The sequence below is a fragment of the uncultured Roseibium sp. genome, assembly GCF_963675095.2.
In the GTDB taxonomy this organism is placed as follows: domain Bacteria; phylum Pseudomonadota; class Alphaproteobacteria; order Rhizobiales; family Stappiaceae; genus Roseibium.
The window spans coordinates 36,878-55,604 of the sequence record NZ_CAXXSJ010000055.1 but is presented as its reverse complement, the minus strand read 5'-3'; the positions used below and the strand labels follow the sequence as shown (position 1 = coordinate 55,604).

Annotated in this window: 17 protein-coding genes; 7 read left to right on the top strand and 10 right to left on the bottom strand. The window is 60.9% G+C overall.

What is annotated here, in order from left to right; translation table 11 throughout:
• Nucleotide 1 precedes the first annotated feature (1 nt).
• From mltG to gmk, 3 genes are all read left to right on the top strand, one after another.
• Nucleotides 2-1,162, top strand: coding sequence for an endolytic transglycosylase MltG (mltG, locus tag ABIN98_RS20290; RefSeq protein ID WP_346912530.1), 1,161 nt, complete (start codon nucleotides 2-4; stop codon nucleotides 1,160-1,162).
• Between the two features lie 70 nt (nucleotides 1,163-1,232).
• On the top strand, nucleotides 1,233-2,126 hold the full coding sequence (locus tag ABIN98_RS20285) for a YicC/YloC family endoribonuclease (RefSeq protein ID WP_346912528.1): 894 nt from the start codon (nucleotides 1,233-1,235) through the stop codon (nucleotides 2,124-2,126).
• 4 nt (nucleotides 2,127-2,130) lie between these two features.
• Nucleotides 2,131-2,829: a guanylate kinase gene (gene gmk, locus ABIN98_RS20280; RefSeq protein WP_346912526.1), complete on the top strand. Its 699-nt coding sequence runs from the start codon at nucleotides 2,131-2,133 to the stop codon at nucleotides 2,827-2,829.
• On the opposite strand, the gene rsmA is transcribed toward gmk, so the two are convergent.
• The 6 genes from rsmA to lptF all read right to left on the bottom strand — a co-directional run bounded on the left by rsmA (nucleotide 2,826) and on the right by lptF (nucleotide 10,495).
• Nucleotides 2,826-3,683: a 16S rRNA (adenine(1518)-N(6)/adenine(1519)-N(6))-dimethyltransferase RsmA gene (gene rsmA / locus ABIN98_RS20275; RefSeq protein ID WP_346912524.1), complete on the bottom strand. Its 858-nt coding sequence runs from the start codon at nucleotides 3,681-3,683 to the stop codon at nucleotides 2,826-2,828. The two genes, gmk and rsmA, sit on opposite strands and share 4 nt — an antisense overlap.
• Nucleotides 3,683-4,702: a 4-hydroxythreonine-4-phosphate dehydrogenase PdxA gene (gene pdxA / locus ABIN98_RS20270; RefSeq protein WP_346912522.1), complete on the bottom strand. Its 1,020-nt coding sequence runs from the start codon at nucleotides 4,700-4,702 to the stop codon at nucleotides 3,683-3,685. Before pdxA ends, rsmA begins: the two co-directional genes overlap by 1 nt.
• Nucleotides 4,703-4,709: 7 nt before the next feature.
• A complete protein-coding gene (locus ABIN98_RS20265) occupies nucleotides 4,710-5,630 on the bottom strand; it encodes a peptidylprolyl isomerase (protein WP_346912520.1) in 921 nt (306 codons plus the stop codon).
• A 190-nt stretch (nucleotides 5,631-5,820) separates the two neighbouring features.
• The gene (locus ABIN98_RS20260) at nucleotides 5,821-8,202 is read right to left on the bottom strand and encodes an LPS-assembly protein LptD (protein ID WP_346912518.1); all 2,382 of its coding nucleotides are present in this window, start codon (nucleotides 8,200-8,202) and stop codon (nucleotides 5,821-5,823) included.
• Between the two features lie 7 nt (nucleotides 8,203-8,209).
• Nucleotides 8,210-9,304: an LPS export ABC transporter permease LptG gene (gene lptG / locus ABIN98_RS20255; protein ID WP_346912516.1), complete on the bottom strand. Its 1,095-nt coding sequence runs from the start codon at nucleotides 9,302-9,304 to the stop codon at nucleotides 8,210-8,212.
• A gap of 3 nt (nucleotides 9,305-9,307) precedes the next feature.
• A complete protein-coding gene (gene lptF / locus ABIN98_RS20250) occupies nucleotides 9,308-10,495 on the bottom strand; it encodes an LPS export ABC transporter permease LptF (protein ID WP_346912514.1) in 1,188 nt (395 codons plus the stop codon).
• A 247-nt stretch (nucleotides 10,496-10,742) separates the two neighbouring features.
• Here lptF and ABIN98_RS20245 point away from each other — a divergent pair, with 247 nt between their 5' ends.
• The 4 genes from ABIN98_RS20245 to ABIN98_RS20230 all read left to right on the top strand — a co-directional run bounded on the left by ABIN98_RS20245 (nucleotide 10,743) and on the right by ABIN98_RS20230 (nucleotide 14,309).
• Nucleotides 10,743-12,245 carry a leucyl aminopeptidase gene (locus tag ABIN98_RS20245; protein ID WP_346912512.1) on the top strand — a complete coding sequence of 501 codons (1,503 nt, stop codon included), beginning with the start codon at nucleotides 10,743-10,745 and terminating at the stop codon, nucleotides 12,243-12,245.
• A 454-nt stretch (nucleotides 12,246-12,699) separates the two neighbouring features.
• On the top strand, nucleotides 12,700-13,152 hold the full coding sequence (locus ABIN98_RS20240) for a DNA polymerase III subunit chi (protein WP_346912510.1): 453 nt from the start codon (nucleotides 12,700-12,702) through the stop codon (nucleotides 13,150-13,152).
• The gene (locus tag ABIN98_RS20235; protein ID WP_346912508.1) at nucleotides 13,149-13,874 is read left to right on the top strand and encodes a class I SAM-dependent methyltransferase; all 726 of its coding nucleotides are present in this window, start codon (nucleotides 13,149-13,151) and stop codon (nucleotides 13,872-13,874) included. The genes ABIN98_RS20240 and ABIN98_RS20235 overlap by 4 nt, the downstream gene beginning before the upstream one ends.
• 42 nt (nucleotides 13,875-13,916) lie before the next feature.
• Nucleotides 13,917-14,309, top strand: a complete 393-nt coding sequence (locus ABIN98_RS20230; RefSeq protein WP_346912506.1) for a rhodanese-like domain-containing protein — start codon at nucleotides 13,917-13,919, stop codon at nucleotides 14,307-14,309.
• Here the strand turns inward: ABIN98_RS20230 and ABIN98_RS20225 are convergent.
• From ABIN98_RS20225 to ABIN98_RS20210, 4 genes are read right to left on the bottom strand one after another with little or no spacing between them, the layout of a single operon-like run.
• Nucleotides 14,306-15,127 (bottom strand): crotonase/enoyl-CoA hydratase family protein, encoded by an 822-nt coding sequence (locus ABIN98_RS20225; RefSeq protein ID WP_346912504.1) that lies wholly within the window; start codon nucleotides 15,125-15,127, stop codon nucleotides 14,306-14,308. The genes ABIN98_RS20230 and ABIN98_RS20225 overlap by 4 nt on opposite strands.
• A gap of 24 nt (nucleotides 15,128-15,151) precedes the next feature.
• Nucleotides 15,152-15,859 carry an HAD family hydrolase gene (locus tag ABIN98_RS20220; protein WP_346912502.1) on the bottom strand — a complete coding sequence of 236 codons (708 nt, stop codon included), beginning with the start codon at nucleotides 15,857-15,859 and terminating at the stop codon, nucleotides 15,152-15,154.
• A gap of 12 nt (nucleotides 15,860-15,871) precedes the next feature.
• The gene (locus tag ABIN98_RS20215) at nucleotides 15,872-17,749 is read right to left on the bottom strand and encodes an ABC-F family ATP-binding cassette domain-containing protein (RefSeq protein WP_346912500.1); all 1,878 of its coding nucleotides are present in this window, start codon (nucleotides 17,747-17,749) and stop codon (nucleotides 15,872-15,874) included.
• A gap of 50 nt (nucleotides 17,750-17,799) precedes the next feature.
• Nucleotides 17,800-18,714, bottom strand: a complete 915-nt coding sequence (locus ABIN98_RS20210; RefSeq protein WP_346912498.1) for a DUF4344 domain-containing metallopeptidase — start codon at nucleotides 18,712-18,714, stop codon at nucleotides 17,800-17,802.
• Between the last annotated feature and the right edge of the window lie 13 nt (nucleotides 18,715-18,727).

Genomic DNA, 18,727 nt, shown 5'->3' with positions numbered 1-18,727 from the left:
TATGGGCATAAAACCGAGAAGCCCGCGCGAAGCAATTCAGCCGGAGCCGGCGCCGGGACCGCCGCCGCGCTCGCGCCATGTGCGCAATCCCATCGTCATCCTGATCAATATGGTCATCTTCTTCGCCTTCATGGGCGTCGTGGCGTTCGGTGCGGCTCTTTATTTCGGCAAGCAGGCCTTCGAGGCAGCCGGTCCCCTGGAAACCGATGAGACGGTGGTCATCGCCTCTGGCGCCGGTCTTTCCGGAATTATCGACCGCCTGGCAGCGAAGAACGTTATCAACGATGACTGGATCGACCAGATCGTTTTCAATCTCGGTGTGCGGTTTTACAAGAACGCGACCAATCTGAAGGCCGGTGAATATGCCTTCACCGCCGGCGTCAGCATGCATGACGTCATGACCGATCTGGTCGAGGGCAATGCGGTCACCCATGCCGTGACCATTCCCGAAGGCTGGTCGACGGCGCAGGTTCTGGAGCGCCTGAAGGAAAACAAGATCCTCAAGGGCGAAATCACTGAGGTGCCCGAAGAAGGCGCGCTTCTGCCCGAGACCTATACGTTTACCCGGGGTACGAGCCGTCAGGACCTCCTGAACCAGATGAAAAAGGCGCAGACGAAACTGCTTGCCGAAATCTGGGCCCGCCGTGCCGAAGGGCTTCCCGTCAAGACGCCGGAAGAACTCGTGATCCTGGCGTCCATCGTGGAAAAGGAAACCGCAAAGGCGGATGAACGGCCGCGCGTCGCCGGTGTTTTCGTCAATCGCCTGAACCGGAGCATGCGTCTGGAATCCGATCCGACCATTCTCTACGGACTCTACGGCGGTGAGGCCTGGCTGAAGGACCGCTCGGCCATCAAGCAGTCCGAGAAGACCGCAGACAACAAGTACAACACCTATCAGATCGACGGATTGCCGCCGGGACCGATCGGCAATCCGGGACGCGCCTCCATGGAAGCGGTCGCCAATCCGTCCCGCACCAAGGACCTCTTTTTCGTCGCAAACGGCGATGGCGGCCATGTGTTCTCGGAAACCTACGAGCAGCACCAGGCAAATGTCGCGAAATGGCGCAAGGTGGAACGCGAGAAGCGGAAACTGGAGCAGGAAGCGGCCGAGGAAGCGGGTAAGCAACCGGCTGCCGCTGAACAGCCGGCGCAGTCGAACTGACGGCAATTGAGTTGGGGGCAGGGCCGGTTTCCGATACTGGCCAGGCCGCTATAGGCGATCGGAGACCGATATGACGCTTGCCAGCATGACGGGTTTCGCCCGTACCCAAGGTGAATCCGGCAATGTCCGCTGGACCTGGGAGCTCAGGTCGGTCAACGGCAAGAATCTGGATGTCCGGATTCGCATGCCGGCCGGCCTGGAAGTCCTGGAACCGAAGGTGAGGGAGCGTTGCGCCAAGCTGCTCCGCCGCGGCAATGTCACCGCGGGCCTGTCCATGCAGCGTGATCAAGGTGAAGCGGTTCTCTCCATCAATCAGAATGCGCTCGACGCCGTGCTGGCGGCCATCGACCTGCTGAAAGCCCGTCTTCCGGACGTGCCGCCGCCGAGCCTGGACGGTATATTGGGACAGAAAGGCGTCTTTGAGCTCAAGGAGCCGGAAGACGACGAGGAGGCCCGCGAGGCCCTTCACAGCAGCCTGCTGACCACCCTGGACGCCGCGCTTCTGGATCTCGTCGACATGCGCCATACGGAAGGCAAGGAGATCTGCCAGGTCGTGACCGGGCATATCGACCGGATCTCCGAGCTGACCGGCCGTGCCGAGGCCCATCCCGCGCGTCAGCCCGAGGCTATCCGCCAGCGTCTTGAGGCGCAGGTTGCGGAGCTTCTGGATGCCTCTTCCGGACAGCTCGATCCGCAGCGCCTGCACCAGGAAGCGGCCATCCTGGCAACCAAGGCGGATATCCGCGAAGAACTGGACCGTCTGCAGGCCCATGTAAAGGCTGTCCGGGAGTTGCTGGGAACGGGAGGCGCGATCGGCCGCCGCCTCGATTTCCTTGCCCAGGAATTTAACCGTGAGACGAACACTTTGTGCTCCAAGTCCAATGATGTCGAACTGACATCCATCGGGCTTGATCTGAAGTCGGTGATCGACCAGATGCGTGAGCAGATCCAGAATCTGGAGTAGGCGGATGTCTGAAACCAATACCGGCACGACCGTGAGCGCCGACAAGGCGGACCAGGAACGCCGCGGGCTGATGCTGGTGCTGTCATCGCCTTCTGGCGCCGGCAAGTCGACCATCGCCCGTCTGTTGCTGGAACAGGAAGACAATCTGGAGCTGTCGATCTCGGTGACCACGAGGCCCCGTCGCAGCAGTGAGGTCCATGGTGTTCATTACCATTTTCTCGAGCCCAAGCAGTTCGAGAAGATGAAGGATCACGATGAGTTGCTGGAGTGGGCCGAGGTGCACGGCAATTACTATGCGACACCGCGCGGACCGGTCGAAGAGGCCATTGAAAACGGACGGGATATCCTGTTCGACATCGATATCCAGGGCACCTTCCAGCTTTACCAGAAGATGCGGCCGGATGTGGTGTCCGTGTTCATCCTGCCGCCGTCTATCGCGGAAATGAAATCCCGCCTTCATCGCCGGGCCGAGGACACCGAAGACGTCATCATGAAGCGGCTGGAAACGGCGGTCGGTGAGATGAAGCACTGGGCGGAATACGACTATGTCGTCGTCAATGACGACCTGGATCGCGCTCTGGGCAACGTCCGCGCGATCCTGCGCGCCGAGCGCCTGAAGCAGAGCCGCTCACCCGCGATCGGCCCGCTGATCGACGGTATGGTCCAGGATCTGGAGACCGCGCTGAAGGGCGAAGGCAACTAACCGCCGCGCTTCAACTGTGCCTCAAACACATTGGCAAGGCGTACGAAGCCGGAAACGTCGATTTCCTCGGCCCGGGCAGTTGGTGAGAGCCCGGCGGCTTCGATCAATGTATCGGCAGGCGAGGAGAGGGACTTCAGGCTAGCGCGCAGCATTTTCCGGCGCTGGCCGAAGGCGGCCGCGGTGACTTTTTCCAGCATGGCCAGAGAGCACGGTTCGGGAGCCTCGCGCGGCACCAGCTGAACGACGGCGGAGGTCACCTTGGGCGGGGGCGTGAAGGCCTTCGGGCTGATGTCGAACAGCATGCGTGCCGTTGTGCGCCATCCCACGAGAACGCCCAGGCGTCCGTAGGCCTTCGAACCCGGTTCGGCGACGATGCGTGCGCCGACTTCCTTCTGGAACATCAAGGTTAGGGACGTCCAGAACGGCGGCCACTCGGGCGTGGTGATCCAGTTAAGGAGAAGCTGGGTGCCGACGTTATAGGGCAGGTTGGCGACGATCTTGACAGGCCCGCCACCGGTGATTTCCACGGGATCGAGGGCAAGCGCGTCTCCTTCCACAACCTGCAGACGGCCCGGGTAGTGATCCGAGATTTCCGCAAGAGCGGGCAGGCAACGCCGATCCTTCTCGACGGCCACAACGCGTTTGGCACCGCTGGCGAGCAGGGCGCGTGTCAGACCGCCGGGGCCGGGGCCGATTTCCAGCACGGTGACATCGTCAAGCGGCGCGGCCGCCCTGGCGATACGGGACGTCAGGTTCAGGTCCAGGAGAAAGTTCTGGCCGAGCGACTTGCGGGCATCGAGCCCGTGCGTGGCAATGACCTCGCGCAACGGGGGCAGATCGTCGATCTGGCTCATCAAACGCTTCCGGGATTGGCCAGAACCGCCGCCATCCTGACGGCTGCTGCGAAACTGTCTGCCCGCGCCTGACCGGTGCCCGCAAGGGCATAGGCGGTGCCATGGTCCGGCGACGTGCGGACGAACGGCAGGCCGAGCGTCACGTTGACGGAATCGTCGAAGCCGATGGTCTTGGCGGGCACCAGAACCTGGTCGTGATACATGCCGAGCACGCAATCGTAGCTCTTGCGGGCCTCCGGATGGAACAGCGTATCGGCCGGGTGCGGGCCGGTGGCATCGATGCCCTCGGCGCGGAGGGCCGCAATCGCGGGTTCGATGACAGTCTGTTCCTCGGTGCCCATGGCACCGCCTTCGCCGGCATGCGGGTTCAGCCCGCAAAGGGCAAGCCGGGGCTTCTCGAAGCCGAAGCGGCTGACCAGGTCTCTGGCCGTGATCCGGGCGGTTTCGACAATCAGCTCTTCAGTCAATGTGCCGGGGACCGCCTTCAAGGCGATGTGGATGGTCACGGGCACCACCATCAGCTCGGGACCTGCGATCATCATCACCGGCCTGCTGGGGGCTTCCGGCCACATTTCCTCCGCCAGGTGGCCGAGATATTCGGTATGTCCGGGAAACCGGAAGCCGGCGCCGTAAAGGGCCGCCTTGTTGATCGGATTGGTAACAATGCCCGCGGCCCGGCCGCCTTTGACGTCCTCGACACTTTCACGGATCGAGGAAATCACGCTTTCCGCCGTTTCCGGTTTCTCTTCGCCTGGATGATCTTCAAGCGCCTGTCCTGTCGGAACAATCGGCAGGCATTTGCCGAAATAGCCGGCGGCTTCTTCCGGTTCGACCGCCTGGACAGGGACATCGAGACCGAGCCTTTTGGCGCGGCGCGCCAGGAAGCCGGGATCGGATCGGACATAGAACGCCGGAAGGCCGAGAGCCTTGCGGGCGCACCAGGCCAAAAGGGTGATGTCTGGACCTATGCCGGCCGGCTCGCCACATGTGACGGCCAGAGGCGCCTTATGCGAAGCCATGCCCGTGTTACCGTTGGACGATCGTCGCGCGCAGTTTCAGTTCCTGCAGATACCTGCGCATCAACTGATTGCCTTCTTTCTCGCGCAACTGGTTTTCCACTTCGGTCCGCGCGGCTAGGTCGGAAGCCATCTCGCGCTTGCCGCAGACCGCAATCATTTCAAAACCGCGTCCGGTCTGTTCCGGTTTGGTCAGGCGGCCGACTTCAGTCCCGGTGATATCGTCTTTCATCTCAGGCGGAAGTTCGGTCTCGAGCCGGCGTCCGACAGGCTTTAGCACGACTTCGTTGTACTGGCCGAGAAGGGCGCCGGCGGCGTCGCAACCGTTGAATTCCTTGCGGATCTGAGCGCTTTCCCGTTGCCTCTTTGCCTTGAACGAAGAAGATGCCTTTTTGGGAACGACCACGATAATCTGGCTGAGGTCATATTCGACCGAGGTGTTCTTGTCCTTGATGTCCGATTTCTTCAAGGCCGCGATAACCTCGGATTCTTCGATCTTGATCTGGCTGCGAAAGCGGGAGCCGACCACTTTCTGCCAGGCGATCTGCACCTTGAGCCTGTCCTTGAGCGTATCCGGATTGACGCCGTTCTTGCGAAGGGCGGTGGACAGCTGTGACGGCGACATCTTGACGTTTCGCGCGATGGAAGCGAAAGCATTGTCGATTTCTTTGCTGCTCGGAACGATGCCGACGCGTTTGGCCTCGTCCATTTTCAGGACATCGTCAATCAGTTCCTGTTCCGCCATGTGGCGGGCCACGGATGAATTCTTACGTGATGTCAGCTGTATGAGCCGCGCGCGCTGCTTGATGTCATAGGTGGTGATGGGCTGATCGTTCACGATAACTTCGATCGAGGTCTGCGCCGCCGCAGGCACCGGGCCCAGGAGAAGGCCAATCATCAGCAGGCAAAGTGAGAAAGCGGGAATGCGCATTGAAGTCCTGTCCAGGCCGAGGGTTTGCTTTTGTTTGTCGGTTCACGAACTGCCAAGGGGCCAATATCGCTTCTGCCCCGAGTTTGCACAAACCGCCCGGTTTTGAAAGATGTTTGCTAAGTAAACCCGTCAGTTGTGGCGGTAAAATGGCTTAAAATGACCGTTTTCGAATATCTTGCGGGAGAATGGCCTAGTCTGAAAGACCACTCGAGATCTGGGTGTTGCCGATCGTTCTTAGGCCGATACGCATGTAGAAGGTCCGATTCACCTTATCGCCATCGTTACGGCTGCGGTCTTCCGCATAAGAAAGTGAAAGCGAGAAGCCCTCGTCATCATAGCCGGCCCCGATCCCGTCCTGGACGACATCCGAATTTTCAAGGTCGTAGCGCAACAGGCCGAACACCCGCCAATTGTCCTCGAGCCGAAGGCTCGCCGAACTCAGGACTTCTTCGCGTGGATCCGGAATTCCGAGGTTCGGCTGCGCGCTGAGAAAGGCATAGGCGAGCGAGGACGACAGGGGGCCATAACGCGCCGTTGCCTGAGCCTGGAAGCGGCGGAACGAGAGGTCGTCTTCGTCCAGGCGGGCCTGCGCGCCGACGCGGATCCCGTGATTGGTATTCAGGTACAGACTGCTCACATAATCCGACTGGCTGGAGGCCAGGCCGGAATCCAGTGTCGCGCCGAGGATATCCGGCGTGGAGTATGAGTTCTTGCCGCTCAGCTGGTAGGACCGGCCGAACAGGGCACTCATGTAGTAGCCCTCGTCCAGCTGAAGCTTGTAATTCAGCCCGACGTTCAGGCGGGAACCGCCTTCGGCACGGTCAAATCCGGAAAACTTGTCCCACTCGAACAGCGTTGTGGAGTCGAACACGATGCTCTGCGCATCTTCGTTCGGAAGCTCGCCGATACGCTGTTCGTTCGGGCGGACGATCACCTGTGCGACGGGTTCGAGGATCTGGTTGCCGCCCTGGAAAGTCGCGATGAAGGGATAACGGTATTCCAGACCGGCCGCCGGCATGGCCCGGCCGGCAACGGCATCTCCGGTGAGCGCGTTCACATTCGGGTCGGCGGATGCATTGAAGAACAGATCGCCCCGCACATAGGCAAACGGGGTGAACGACTGGCCGATCGGATCGATAAAGGTCCGGCGCCAGTTGGTCTGCATGCTCATTCGCGAGAAGGTACCGTCCACGCCGCGGAAACGGTCGACATTGTTCACGCGGAATGCGTCCGTCTTGGCCCGGGTGAGGGACGTGAAGTTGCCGTTGAAGGATAGCTCTCCGCCCCCGATCGGATCATCGAAGACATAATCATAGTCGACGACCGGAGCCACGAACGGTTGCTTGTCCTGCAGCGATTGTCCAATCGGCGAGAAGCCCGGCGCGTCATAGGTCGGGTTGGTATAATCTTCCTGATTGATCGAAAACGCGTATCCCTTGACGCTGAACCCGTTCCGCAGCGTGTTGCCGCTCAGATAAAGCTCGGATGTTTCGTTGTCGTTGAAGCTGACGAAGGAATAGTCCTGCAGGAAGGCGCGGTCGCTCTTGTAGGTCAGGTTCCAGCCTGCTTTCCAGTTTTCGTTCAGGTTGAATTGACCCGTGGTGTTGATGGCGCCGCGCCAGCGCCGGTCGCCGCTTGAGCCGGAAAACGCGCTTGGCTGCGCCTGAAACAGGCCGGCCGCGGAGAACGTGTAGGCGCCGTTGGCCAGCTGATGGCGGAACTTGAAATCTCCAACGACGCCCTGCTTGGTCAGCGGGGTCAAGGTGGTGGTCAGGTCGTAATGGGGGTCGAGCGCCCAGTAGTAGGGCACCGAGGCGCCGAAGCCGAGACGGTCGTTCACCACCCCCGTGGGGATGAGAAAGCCGCTTTTGCGTTTGACCGTCGGATCGGGCATCGACATGTAAGGCAGATACGCGACCGGAGCGCCGAAGAATTCCAGCGAGGCGTTTTCATAGTAGATGACGCGCTCTTTCTGGTCGTGAATGATCTTCGCGGCGCGGATCCGCCAGAGCGGCGGCTTGTTCGGCGGATTCGCCGGACGGGTATAGACCGTATAGAGGCCGTTCTCGAACGTCGTGACATTGCCGTCGGCACGGGTCGCCTTGTCCGCGATAAAGCGGGTCCGTTGCGGCGTGTCGAGCTGCAGGGCATTCGCGAAACCGTTGGCGAAGTCCTCCGACAAGGTGAGTTCGTTCGTCCTCACCACATTACCGGTCGGTTCGGTCATGACCACGTCGCCGCGTGCCTTCAGCTCGCCTTTGCGCCGGTCGAAAACGATCTGCTGGGCATCGACCGTGTAGCCGTCATAAAAAATCTGGACGCCGCCTGAAGCGACGATCACGTCACGGTCGAAATCGTAGGTGATCTGGTCGGATTCCAGAAGCATTTCCGCATCGGGATTGATCTGCGCCTGCAGCTCGGAATCCAGGCTTTGCTGGCCGAGGGCCGGCAGGGTCAGGCTGGTGCAAGATACAGCTGCAACAACAGAGAACAGAAGACCGCGCGCTGCGGAATTAAATCCACGCACGTTGCCCCGCTCGTCTGTTTTCAGGAGGAATGAAGAACCTGTCACGCGCACTTCATCCATCTTCCTGATGCAACAGGATCGTCAGTCCCATGAGTACTCCAAATATTCCAGGCGCCCACGCAGCAACGACCGGCGGTACGATTCCTGCACCGCCGAAGTCCTTCGAAAGCTCCGATAGAACGTAAAGCACGAAGCCGGCAATGATTCCACCCAGAATCAGTCCGCCCAGCCCGCCAAATCGAGAAACACGCAAAGAAACCGCCGCCGCAATGAGAATCATGGCCGCCAAAAGTAGGGGACGGGCTAGAAGGGTTTGATATTGCAAGGCATATCGATAGGCAGGCAAACCGGCGTTTTGCGCCAGGTCGATGAACTGAGGCAGGTTCCAGAAGGATATCGATTCGGGTGAGCCGATGCTCTCACGTACCTGGGTAGCGCTCAGGAAGGTGCTGATCTGGAAGGTGGCATATTGCTGGGGGTCGCGCTCGGTCGTGTAGACGGTCGCGTTCTTCAGATACCAGATTTGCTTGCCGAGTTCCGCCTCATCGGCCTCCACGCGCTCCTGGAAAGTGCCCTGATGGTCGAAGGCGAAGATCGTCACTCCCAGGAGACGGGTGCCGCCATCCAGCAGTTGTTTGGCCAGAAGCACGGATTCTCCGTCCAGACCGTCCTGGCGGATCCACACCTGGTTGGTGGTTTGCATCAGGAAATTCTGCTCGGAGCCGAACAGGCCGGTCGCGACCTCGTCCGATTTCCGCTGCAGCCATACGGCGGCAGGATTGTAGACGGTGACGGAAAAGATGCCGATCCCGATGCCGACGACCAGGGCAGGCATCGAAAACTGCCAGACGGATATGCCCGATGCCCGGGTCACGACCAGTTCGAGCGCCCGGCTCAGGCTGACAAAGGCCGCGATCGACCCGAACAGGACCGCGAAGGGGATAACCTGTTCCAGGAGCAGGGGGACACGCAACAGGGAAATCAGGCTTACGCGAAGCACGGAGAAGCCCTCCCGGTCGCTTCCCCGGCGGACGAGTTCCAGGACGTCGAACAGAAAGATCAGAACCGCCGCAAGCAGGAACAGACCCACGATGGCTTTCAGGAAGCGCCCGGAAAAATAGAGGGCAAGGGTGCGGCCGAGAAGCATGGATCAGGATGCTCCACGCATATTGCGGCCGCTGAGACGTTCGGCGATGCGCTCGATGAGAGCGGACAGCTGTTCCGTCCGATGGGTCAGCCATTTCGGTGCTGGCCCGGCCTGTTCCCTGAAGATGAACCAGGATGCGATGGCAATCCCCATCAACGGCACGAGGAAAAGCAGCGCCAGCACACCGATATTGCCGTCGGCCATGGAAGTAACTCCAAATCCGGCCGTTCTTAGGCCGACACATGCGGCGATCGCACCGAGGACCGAAACACTCCGGTTTTGCCTGGTTGTCCGAGCCTTGCCGAGGAAGGCGAACACAATCACACCGAAGGCGAGGCTGTAGAGAGGTTGGCTGAAACGATCATAGAGTTCGGTTTGCAGCTTCTCCGGGTTTTGCAGTGCATAGGCGTCGTTGCGCGCCGGGGCCATCAGGTTCGCGGTGGATCGTTCGCTCGCCTTGTAGACCGGCTGCGAAGCCTCGGGAATGAGATTGGACAGATCGAATGCGTAGGATTCGAAACGCACGATCGAAATGTCGCCCTGGTTCTTGGGCCGGCGCTGGATCGTGCCGTTGCGCATGACGAGCAGCGTCTTGTTTGCGGCTTCCACGATCTCGCCCGTCTCGGCCTGATAGGTAAAGGCCGTATCCGCATCACGCGTATCATGCAGGAGCAACCCGTCGAGAGTTCCGTTGCCCGACCGGTTCCGGATATGGAAGGTCAGGCCGTCTTCCACGGAGATGAAGCGCCCGGGCTTGACGATATTGGCAACGAGATCGGCTCTGACGCGGGTGATTTCGCTGCGCAGCTTTGCCAATCCCATAGGGGAGAGATAAAGCGAGTTGAACGCTACCAGCGCCATGATGGCCGCGGCGAAGATCAGCACCGGTTTCAGCACGAGAAACCGCGAGCCTCCGGTCGCATCGATCACGATCAGTTCGCTGTCGCCGGAAAGGGCGTTCAGGACCAGGATCAGCGCGATCATCAGGGCGAACGGTGCGACGATCACGATCAGGAACGGCATGGCCAGCATCGTGATCGATATGAACTGGATAATGGTCTGTCCCTTGGATGTCACAAGGTCGAGCTGTCTGAGGGCCTGGGTTGCCCAGACCACGCCGGTCATGGCGATAAGGGTCATGGCAAAGGCATAGAAGGCACGCCGTATGATATATTTTTCCAGTATTTTCATACGCTTACGGTGTGTATCCTTCCAGGCGACGGCAGGTGCGGTGAGGGAGGTGGTACCTTAACCATCGTCACCCTATCGAATAGCACGATTTTTGGTGAACAGCCCACAAACAAGAATGGTTAACGAAGAATAATTTTTCACACCGCTTGTCGAGCGGGATGCCGCGCGCCATCATTCGCACAACTCTCGCGGACCGGAGAATATCCTCCGGGCAAGCGGACCTCAGGATCCTGACCGGAATAGGCATATGACCAAGCAAACAAAAATATCCTTCATCAAACTGGCAGCGCCCAAGAACGGTGTTGCCGTCGTTTTCGCCACCGAGGGGCTCGGCCTGGGAGCCATGACGGCAGAATTCCTCAATAATATGACCGCCGGTCTCGAACGTGCTGCAGGCGTTGCCAAGTTTACCGGCAAGAAATCCTCCACGCTCGACCTGATCGCGCCTGCAGGTCTCGATGTGGACCGTCTGATCGTGGTCGGTCTCGGCAAGCCTGAGGAGCTCGGCGAACAGGACTGGCTGAAACTTGGCGGCACGGTCATGGGCGCCCTCGATAGCGCAAAGGCATCCGATGCCACGGTTCTCGCGGAGCTTGCCGGTGAGGGCGATCTTTCCGCGGACGCAGCGGCGGCTTTCGCCATGGGGACAAAGCTGCGCGCCTACAAGTTCGACACCTACAAGACCAAGAAGGCGGACGACGACAGCGAACCGTCCGTGCTGAAGCTGCAGATCGCCGTATCCGACCCCAAACCGGTGAAAAAGGCGTGGGCGGCCGCGGAGGGTATTTCAGACGGTGTGTATCTGGCCCGTGACCTGGTCAACGAACCGCCGAATGCGCTTGGACCGGTGGAGTTTGCCGACAAGGCCGCGGCGCTGAAGAAGCTCGGGGTCGAGATCGAGATCCTCGGCGAAAAGGAAATGAAGAAGCTGAAAATGGCAGCCCTCCTGGGCGTGTCCCAGGGTGCGACCCGGCCGCCGCGTCTCGTCATCATGCGGTGGAACGGCGGCAAGAAGAACGAGGCACCACTCGCCTTCGTCGGCAAGGGCGTCGTTTTCGATACCGGCGGTATTTCCATCAAGCCGGCCGCCGGCATGGAAGAGATGAAGGGGGACATGGGCGGTGCGGCCGCCGTAACCGGCCTGATGCACGCATTGGCCGCCCGGAAGGCCAAGGCGAATGTGGTCGGCGTGATCGGTCTGGTGGAAAACATGCCCGACGGCAACGCGCAGCGCCCTGGCGACATCGTCAAGGCCATGTCCGGTACTACGATCGAGATCCTCAACACGGATGCGGAAGGCCGGCTCGTCCTTGCGGATGCCATGTGGTACACGCAGGACCGGTTCAAACCGTCTTTCATGATCGATCTGGCAACGCTCACCGGCGCGGTCATCGTTGCGCTCGGCAATCATAACGCCGGCCTTTATTCCAACAATGACGATCTGGCGGACAAACTGAAGTCCGCGGCGGATGCGACCGGCGAAGCGGTGTGGCGCATGCCCCTGAGCCCCGATTATGACAAGCTGATCGACACCCCCAACGCGGATGTGAAGAACACGGGCGGTCGGTGGGCCGGTTCGATCACGGCCGCCCAGTTTCTGCAGCGTTTCGCCAACGACATGCCTTGGGCGCACCTCGACATTGCCGGCACTGCGTTCGGTTCGCCGAAAAACGAGATCAACCAGGGCTGGGCCTCCGGCTACGGTGTGCGTCTGCTCGACCGGCTGGTATCGTCCTTCTACGAAACCTGAATGTCGATAGGCCCTAGACGTGCAAAAACCCGCCGGATCGGCGGGTTTTTGTTACGATGCCCTCGCGGGCTGAATAATGAAACCGTCCGTCTTCAGCAGGTCTTGTAGGCCTGGCAGGCGGTAGCCTGTTCAGTCACGATCAAACCCATGCCGGCTGTCGCGCCGGCAATGGCGAAAACGAGTGCGAAAAATACAACGACGCGTCCTAGCATCAAATCCCCCGTTGCGTCAGATCCGGCCCCCGTGCCGGTCTGTCCCTACCCCAAATCATGTGGAGCCAAGGCTTCCCGGCCACATTAGTAGCCAATCGACATTTTCGAAGCGTTAATGATACGAGTCGAAATGGAAGTCCATGGTCGTGACAGGATGACCTCGACACTAACGGCAAGGTGTTGCCGGAGTGCATCAGCCTGTCGACGGCCACAGCCGCAAAAACGGTGCGAGTGCTGTTCTAATGAGTGTTGAAGTCCTGTTCTACCATCTGACCGAGCAACCCCTCGAGCAGGCCTTGCCGAAGCTGTTGCTGAAGTGCCTCGAAAGAGACTGGAAGGTTGTGGTGCAGACCGGGTCCCTGGAACGTTGCCGGGCGCTCGATGCCCATCTGTGGACGTTTGCCGACGACAGCTTTCTGCCGCATGGAACCGCTGACGATGGGTATGCGGAACATCAGCCGATCTTCCTGACACCCACTCAGGACAACCCGAATGAGGCGGATGTCCGTTTTCTTGTGGATCGCGCCGATCCGCCGTCACTTGGAGGTTACAGGCGGGCTGTCTATATGTTCGACGGACGGGATCAGGAAGCGATCGCCGAGGCGCGTCTGCGCTGGAAGGAGGCGAAAGCGGAGGGGTTCGAAGTAACTTACTGGCAGCAGACCGCATCCGGCGGATGGGAGCGCAAGGCATGAGTGAGATCGGTGACCCGAAGTCTGCGGAGTTGAAGTCTGCGGAGTTTCTGGCACGGCGTGATGCCGCGCGTGAGCGGCTCGACAGGCTGACGGGCGCCGACGGCGGCGATGCGCAAGATCGCCAGATCTGGTTCCGGGCGGTCTACCGGGAAGCCGGCGGCGATCCGGCGGCCGTTCCCTGGGCGGATCTTGCTCCCAAGAAGGCGCTGGTCGACTGGCTTGCCCGCAATCCCGGAAACGGGGAGAACGCCCTCGATATCGCCTGTGGTCTGGGCGACAACGCGGAAGCGCTGGCAAGTGCCGGTTACCGCACAACCGCTTTCGATCTTGCGCCTGAGGCGATCGATTGGGCAAAGACGCGCTTTCCCGAAAGCACGGTGGATTATCAGGCGGCCGACCTTTTTGCGCTTCCGGATGCCTGGAAAGCCAAATTCGATCTGGTTCACGAGTGCTACACACTGCAGGCCCTGAAGGACCCCATGCGCCATGATGCCATCGGCGTTCTGGCCGACCTGATCGCCCCTGGCGGGCGCTTTTTGATGATCTCGAGAAGCCGGGACGAGGGAAGCGATGCCAAAGGGCCGCCCTGGCCCTTGATGCCGTCGGAGTGGCTCCGCTTTACCGAACATGGGCTGACGCTGATCGGTGAGGATTATTACAACGTGGAGCGCCCGGACCGGACCATCCCGCATGTATTGGCATTGTTCCGGAAACCGGCGTAGAGAAACTGGACGAACGACAGTCAGGGAGGGGAGGAAACGATCATGGCGAAATTGAAAATCTCGTCGGCGGATCTGGTGGCGCGGGCAAGGACCCAGGTCGAGGAAATCGAAACGCCGGATGCCATCGAAATGGTCGGCAACCCGGACGTGGTCATGGTCGATCTGCGGGATGTCCGCGAACGCCAGCGCACCGGGTTCATTCCCGGCAGCTTTCACTGCCCGCGCGGCATGGCCGAATTCTGGGTCGATCCGGAAAGCCCCTATTACAAGGAGGTTTTCGGCCAGGACAAGACCTTCGTGCTTTATTGCGGTTCCGGCTGGCGCTCCGCCCTGACGGCGGTTGCCCTGAAGGAAATGGGTTTCGACTGTTCCCACATCAAGGAAGGCTTTTCCACCTGGGAGGAGAAGGGCGGGCCGGTCGAGAGGAAGGACTAGCAGTCCTCGAGCTTTCCGCCCCGTCCGGCGCCACCGGAGAACCGGCTCGCGCCGGCCAGGCCTTCCTGTTCGAAGATCTCACGGTTTTGCCATTCCCGGATCAGGGCCTCGTTGAGCGGCAGGTCGAAGCCGTCCAGTGCCGAGGCCCGGTCGGCGCGCAGGCAGCCTTGCGGAAAACGGGCGATCTCTGCGGCGAGTTCCTCCGCGGATTGCCGGGCGGTGCCGTTCGCGACGACACGCTCACACAGGCCGATGCGCTGGGCCTCGTCCGCCTCGACCTTGCGGCCGGTCAGGATCAGGTCCATGGCCCGTCCCATGCCGACCAGCCTCGGCAGGCGGATGGTGCCGCCATCCACCAGCGGCACACCCCAGCGGCGGCAGTAGACGCCCATATAGGCGCTTTCCTCCATGACGCGCATGTCGCACCACAACGCCAGTTCCATTCCGCCGGCAACGGCCGGGCCGGAGATGGCTGCGATGACCGGCTTGTAGAGGGAGAGCCGGCTCGGCCCCATCGGTCCCTTGGCGATATCGTCGCCCCGGCCACCGGACCAGTTTCGGGGAATATCCAGGTCCCCGAACGGCTTTTCCTGTGTCAGCGCGGTTGCCGCCTTCAGGTCGTAGCCCGCGCAAAAGGCGCCTCCTTCTCCCCAAAAGACGGCGACGGAGGCTTGCGGGTCGTTGTCGAACGCCAGAAACGCCTCGTACAGGCGGTTGGCCGTGTCATCGTCGACCGCATTGCGGGCGTGGGGCCGGGACAGGATGACGGTCGTGACCGGTCCGTTCTTTTCGACACGAACAGGAGTTTCTCCGGACATGTTTCCTCCCAATATGGCGGCAGCCTAGCCCAGCCTTTCCAGCAACTGGAGCAGCTTGCCGATGTGATCGATCCGATGAAACCGGTCGTGCTGCGCGGGCTCCTCCGCGTGCTCAAGCCCCCAGGTGATCTGATAAGGCACGTGCACGCCGATGCTGCCGGCTTCAAGCGCGGGCAGGATATCGGATTTCAGGGAATTGCCGATCATCAGGGCATTCCGGGCGCCTGTGCCATGGCGCGAGAACAGCGTTTGATACGTGTCGGCGGACTTCTCGCTAACCACCTCGATGGCGTTGAAATAATCCGCAAGACCGGAAGCCGCGATCTTGCGCTCCTGGTCAAACAAATCGCCCTTGGTGATCAGCACCAGGCGGTAGTCGCCCGCGACCGCTTCGAGCGTTTCGCGAACATGGGGCAGGGGTTCCACCGGATGGGACAGCATCTCCTTGCCGGCGTCCAGAATTTCGTTGATGACGGAGGCCGGCACTTTTTGGTCTGTGACCTCAAGCGCCGTCTCGATCATCGAGAGCATGAACCCCTTGATGCCGTAGCCATAGTGCGTGACGTTGCGTCGCTCGGCGTCAAGCAGGCGTTCTGCCAGGTGCGACTTGTCGGCGTAGTCGGCGAGCAGCCCAGCAAAGCGGTCCTCCGTCAGCTTGAAGACGGTTTCATTGTGCCAGAGTGTGTCGTCGGCATCGAAACCGATCGTGTCCAGTGTCGAAACGACGCTCATAAAGACCTCCGTTCAGCTCGCTTCTTCGTACTCGGCGGAAAGCTCCAGCCACTCCTCTTCCGTCTTGACGAGCTTCTTTTCGCAATAGGCCCGTTCCTTGGCGAATTTGGTGGCCCGGTCCGGTTCGCGGACAAAGAATTCGGGATCGGCGAGGGCTTCATCCAGTTTGACGATCTTGTCCTGGAGACGTGACATTTCCTTTTCCGCCGCGTCGATTTTCTGGCGAAGCGGTTTCAGAAGGTGACGTTTTTCGGCAGCTTCCCGGCGGCGCTCCTGGGCGGACCCCTTGTCGTCTTCCTCTTCCTTGCGGGCCTTTTTCGCCGCGTCCGGTCCCTGCAGGATCAGGCGGCGGTAATCTTCCATATCCCCGTCGTAGGGTGCCACGCCTCCGTCGGCGACGAGCCAGAGCCGGTCGGCGCAGGCTTCCACCAGGTGGCGGTCGTGGGAAATCAGAACGACGGCGCCCTGGAACTCGTTGAGTGCGAGGATAAGCGCTTCGCGGCTGTCGATGTCGAGATGGTTGGTCGGCTCGTCGAGGATGAGCAGGTTCGGTCCGTCGAAGGTGGCAAGGCCGAGCAGAAGCCGCGCCTTTTCACCGCCCGAGAGGTCTTTCGCCGGCGTGTCCATCCGGTCGGTCGGCAGACCGAAACGGGCGACCCGGGCGCGCACCTGGGCTTCCGGAGCCTGAGACATCAGGCGGCGGACGTGTTCGACGGCGTTCTCCGCCGGGCGCAATTCGTCGAGCTGGTGCTGGGCAAAGAAGGCAATCTTGAGTTTCGTCGCCTTGGTGATCTCGCCGCCCATGGCATCAAGGCGTCCGGAGATGAGCTTGGCGAAGGTCGACTTGCCGTTGCCGTTGGCGCCGAGCAGGGCAATCCTGTCGTCGGTATCGATATTAAGCGTGAGCCGCCTCAGGATCTCCTTGCCGGCATAGCCGGTGGAGACGTTTTCAAGTTTCAGGATCGGCGGCGCCAGGCGGCCCTCCGGATCGGGGAAGTGGATCGGAAAGCTGCTTTCTTCGGTGAGCGCGGCAATCGGCTCCATCTTCTCCAACATCTTCAGCCGCGACTGCGCCTGACGTGCCTTGGTCGCCTTGGCACGAAACCGGTCGACGAACGCCTGCATGTGCTTGCGCTGCTCGTCCTGCTTTTCCTTCGCCTTCTGCTGCAGGATCATCTTTTCCCGCCGCTGGCGGTCGAAGCTGTCATAGCCCCCCCGGTAGAAGGTCAGCTTGCCCCGGTCCAGATGGGCGATACTGTCGACCGCATTGTTGAGCAGGTCGCGGTCGTGGGAGATCAGTACCACCTGGTGTGGATAACGGGAAACGTAGTTCTCCAGCCAGAGCGTCCCTTCCAGGTCGAGATAGTTGGTCGGCTCGTCGAGAAGCAGGAGATCCGGCTCGGAAAAGAGAACCGCGGCGAGCGCGACACGCATGCGCCAGCCGCCGGAAAAGGCGGAGCAGGGGCGCTTCTGCGCCTCCGCATCGAAGCCAAGGCCGGAGAGGATCGCGCCCGCGCGCGCTTCCGCCGTATGGCTGCCGATATCGGCAAGCCGTGTGTGTATATCGGCAATGCGTGCCGGATCGGTTTCCGTTTCGGCTTCCGCGAGCAGGCGCGTACGTTCCGTGTCGGCGGCCAGCACAACGTCGAGCAGGCTGTCCTCGGTGCCGGGGGCTTCCTGCGCCACCTGACCGATGCGGGCCGATTTCGGGATATGGATCGATCCGGATTCGGAGGACAAATCGCCGGTGATCAGCTTGAACAGCGTCGACTTGCCCGCGCCGTTGCGCCCCACGAGCCCGGTCTTGGAACGGGCGGGGAGGGTGACGCTGGCCTGGTCGATCAGGAGCCGGCCGCCGATCCGGTAGGTAAGGTCGGAAATCTGTAACATGGGAGCGATGTTTGGCGGAGCTTGGCCGTGCTTTCAAGCCCTCACACGCGTTATCTGTCGTTTGCCACCTGATCCAGATAGATTTCCGTAAATCCGGCCATCAGTTCGTAGCAGAGGGTCAACTCGCGCTTGCCCGGATCCCAATAGGCATTTCCCTCGCCGCAGGGCCTGGCGGTAAAGGTCACCTTGTCGGGCAGGGCGTAAAGCGTGTCGAAATTCTGGGCGACCAGTTCCAGGAGCCCGCTTTCCTTCAGGAAGATTTCCATGGATGCAAGATCGGGAGGAACCCTGCGGTAATAGATCGAAATCTTGCCCGCTGGCTTGTTGCTGTCGCGCAAACGGCTGCCGATCGCCTGCTGCCAGGATTGCCAGGCTTCCTGGGATGCGTTCGTGCATCCCGTCCTGCTTTCTGCCGGCAGCCCCAGGTCGGTTGCAAGCTGGCCGAAGGAGCCCTCGTCGGTGCCGACCATGAGGCAGAGCATCCGATAACCCCGCTGCAGGTCGAGATTGTGTTCAGTGTAAAAAGGAAGCGTAGCAGCCTTTCCGTCGGCAATCAGGAACCAGCCGATCATGGCATTGGAAAGCCACAGGTCCATGTCCGCGTCCTTCACGGAAAGCATGGTCACGGTCGCCAGATCGTCGATCGCGTCTTCTTCCTGATCCGGCACCGGGAGACCAAGTTCGGACACCAGCATGTGGCCGCCTTCATGATAGAGCGCGAACAGCACATTGCCGGCGACGAAGCCGAACAGATCCTCCAGGTCGTCGGTTTGCAGACGTTCCAGTCGGGAATCCAGATTGCCGGCTGCCTGCGCGGGACCAATCGCGACCAGACAACAGGAGATCAGGGCGCAGACGGCAATTGCGGCAGATGGAATGGCACGCGACAGGCGTTCGAAGCCCTTCCGCGGTGCTGCATCCGATGATGGGGACGAACGGACACTCCAACAGAGCCGACCCGCCATGACACACTCTCCG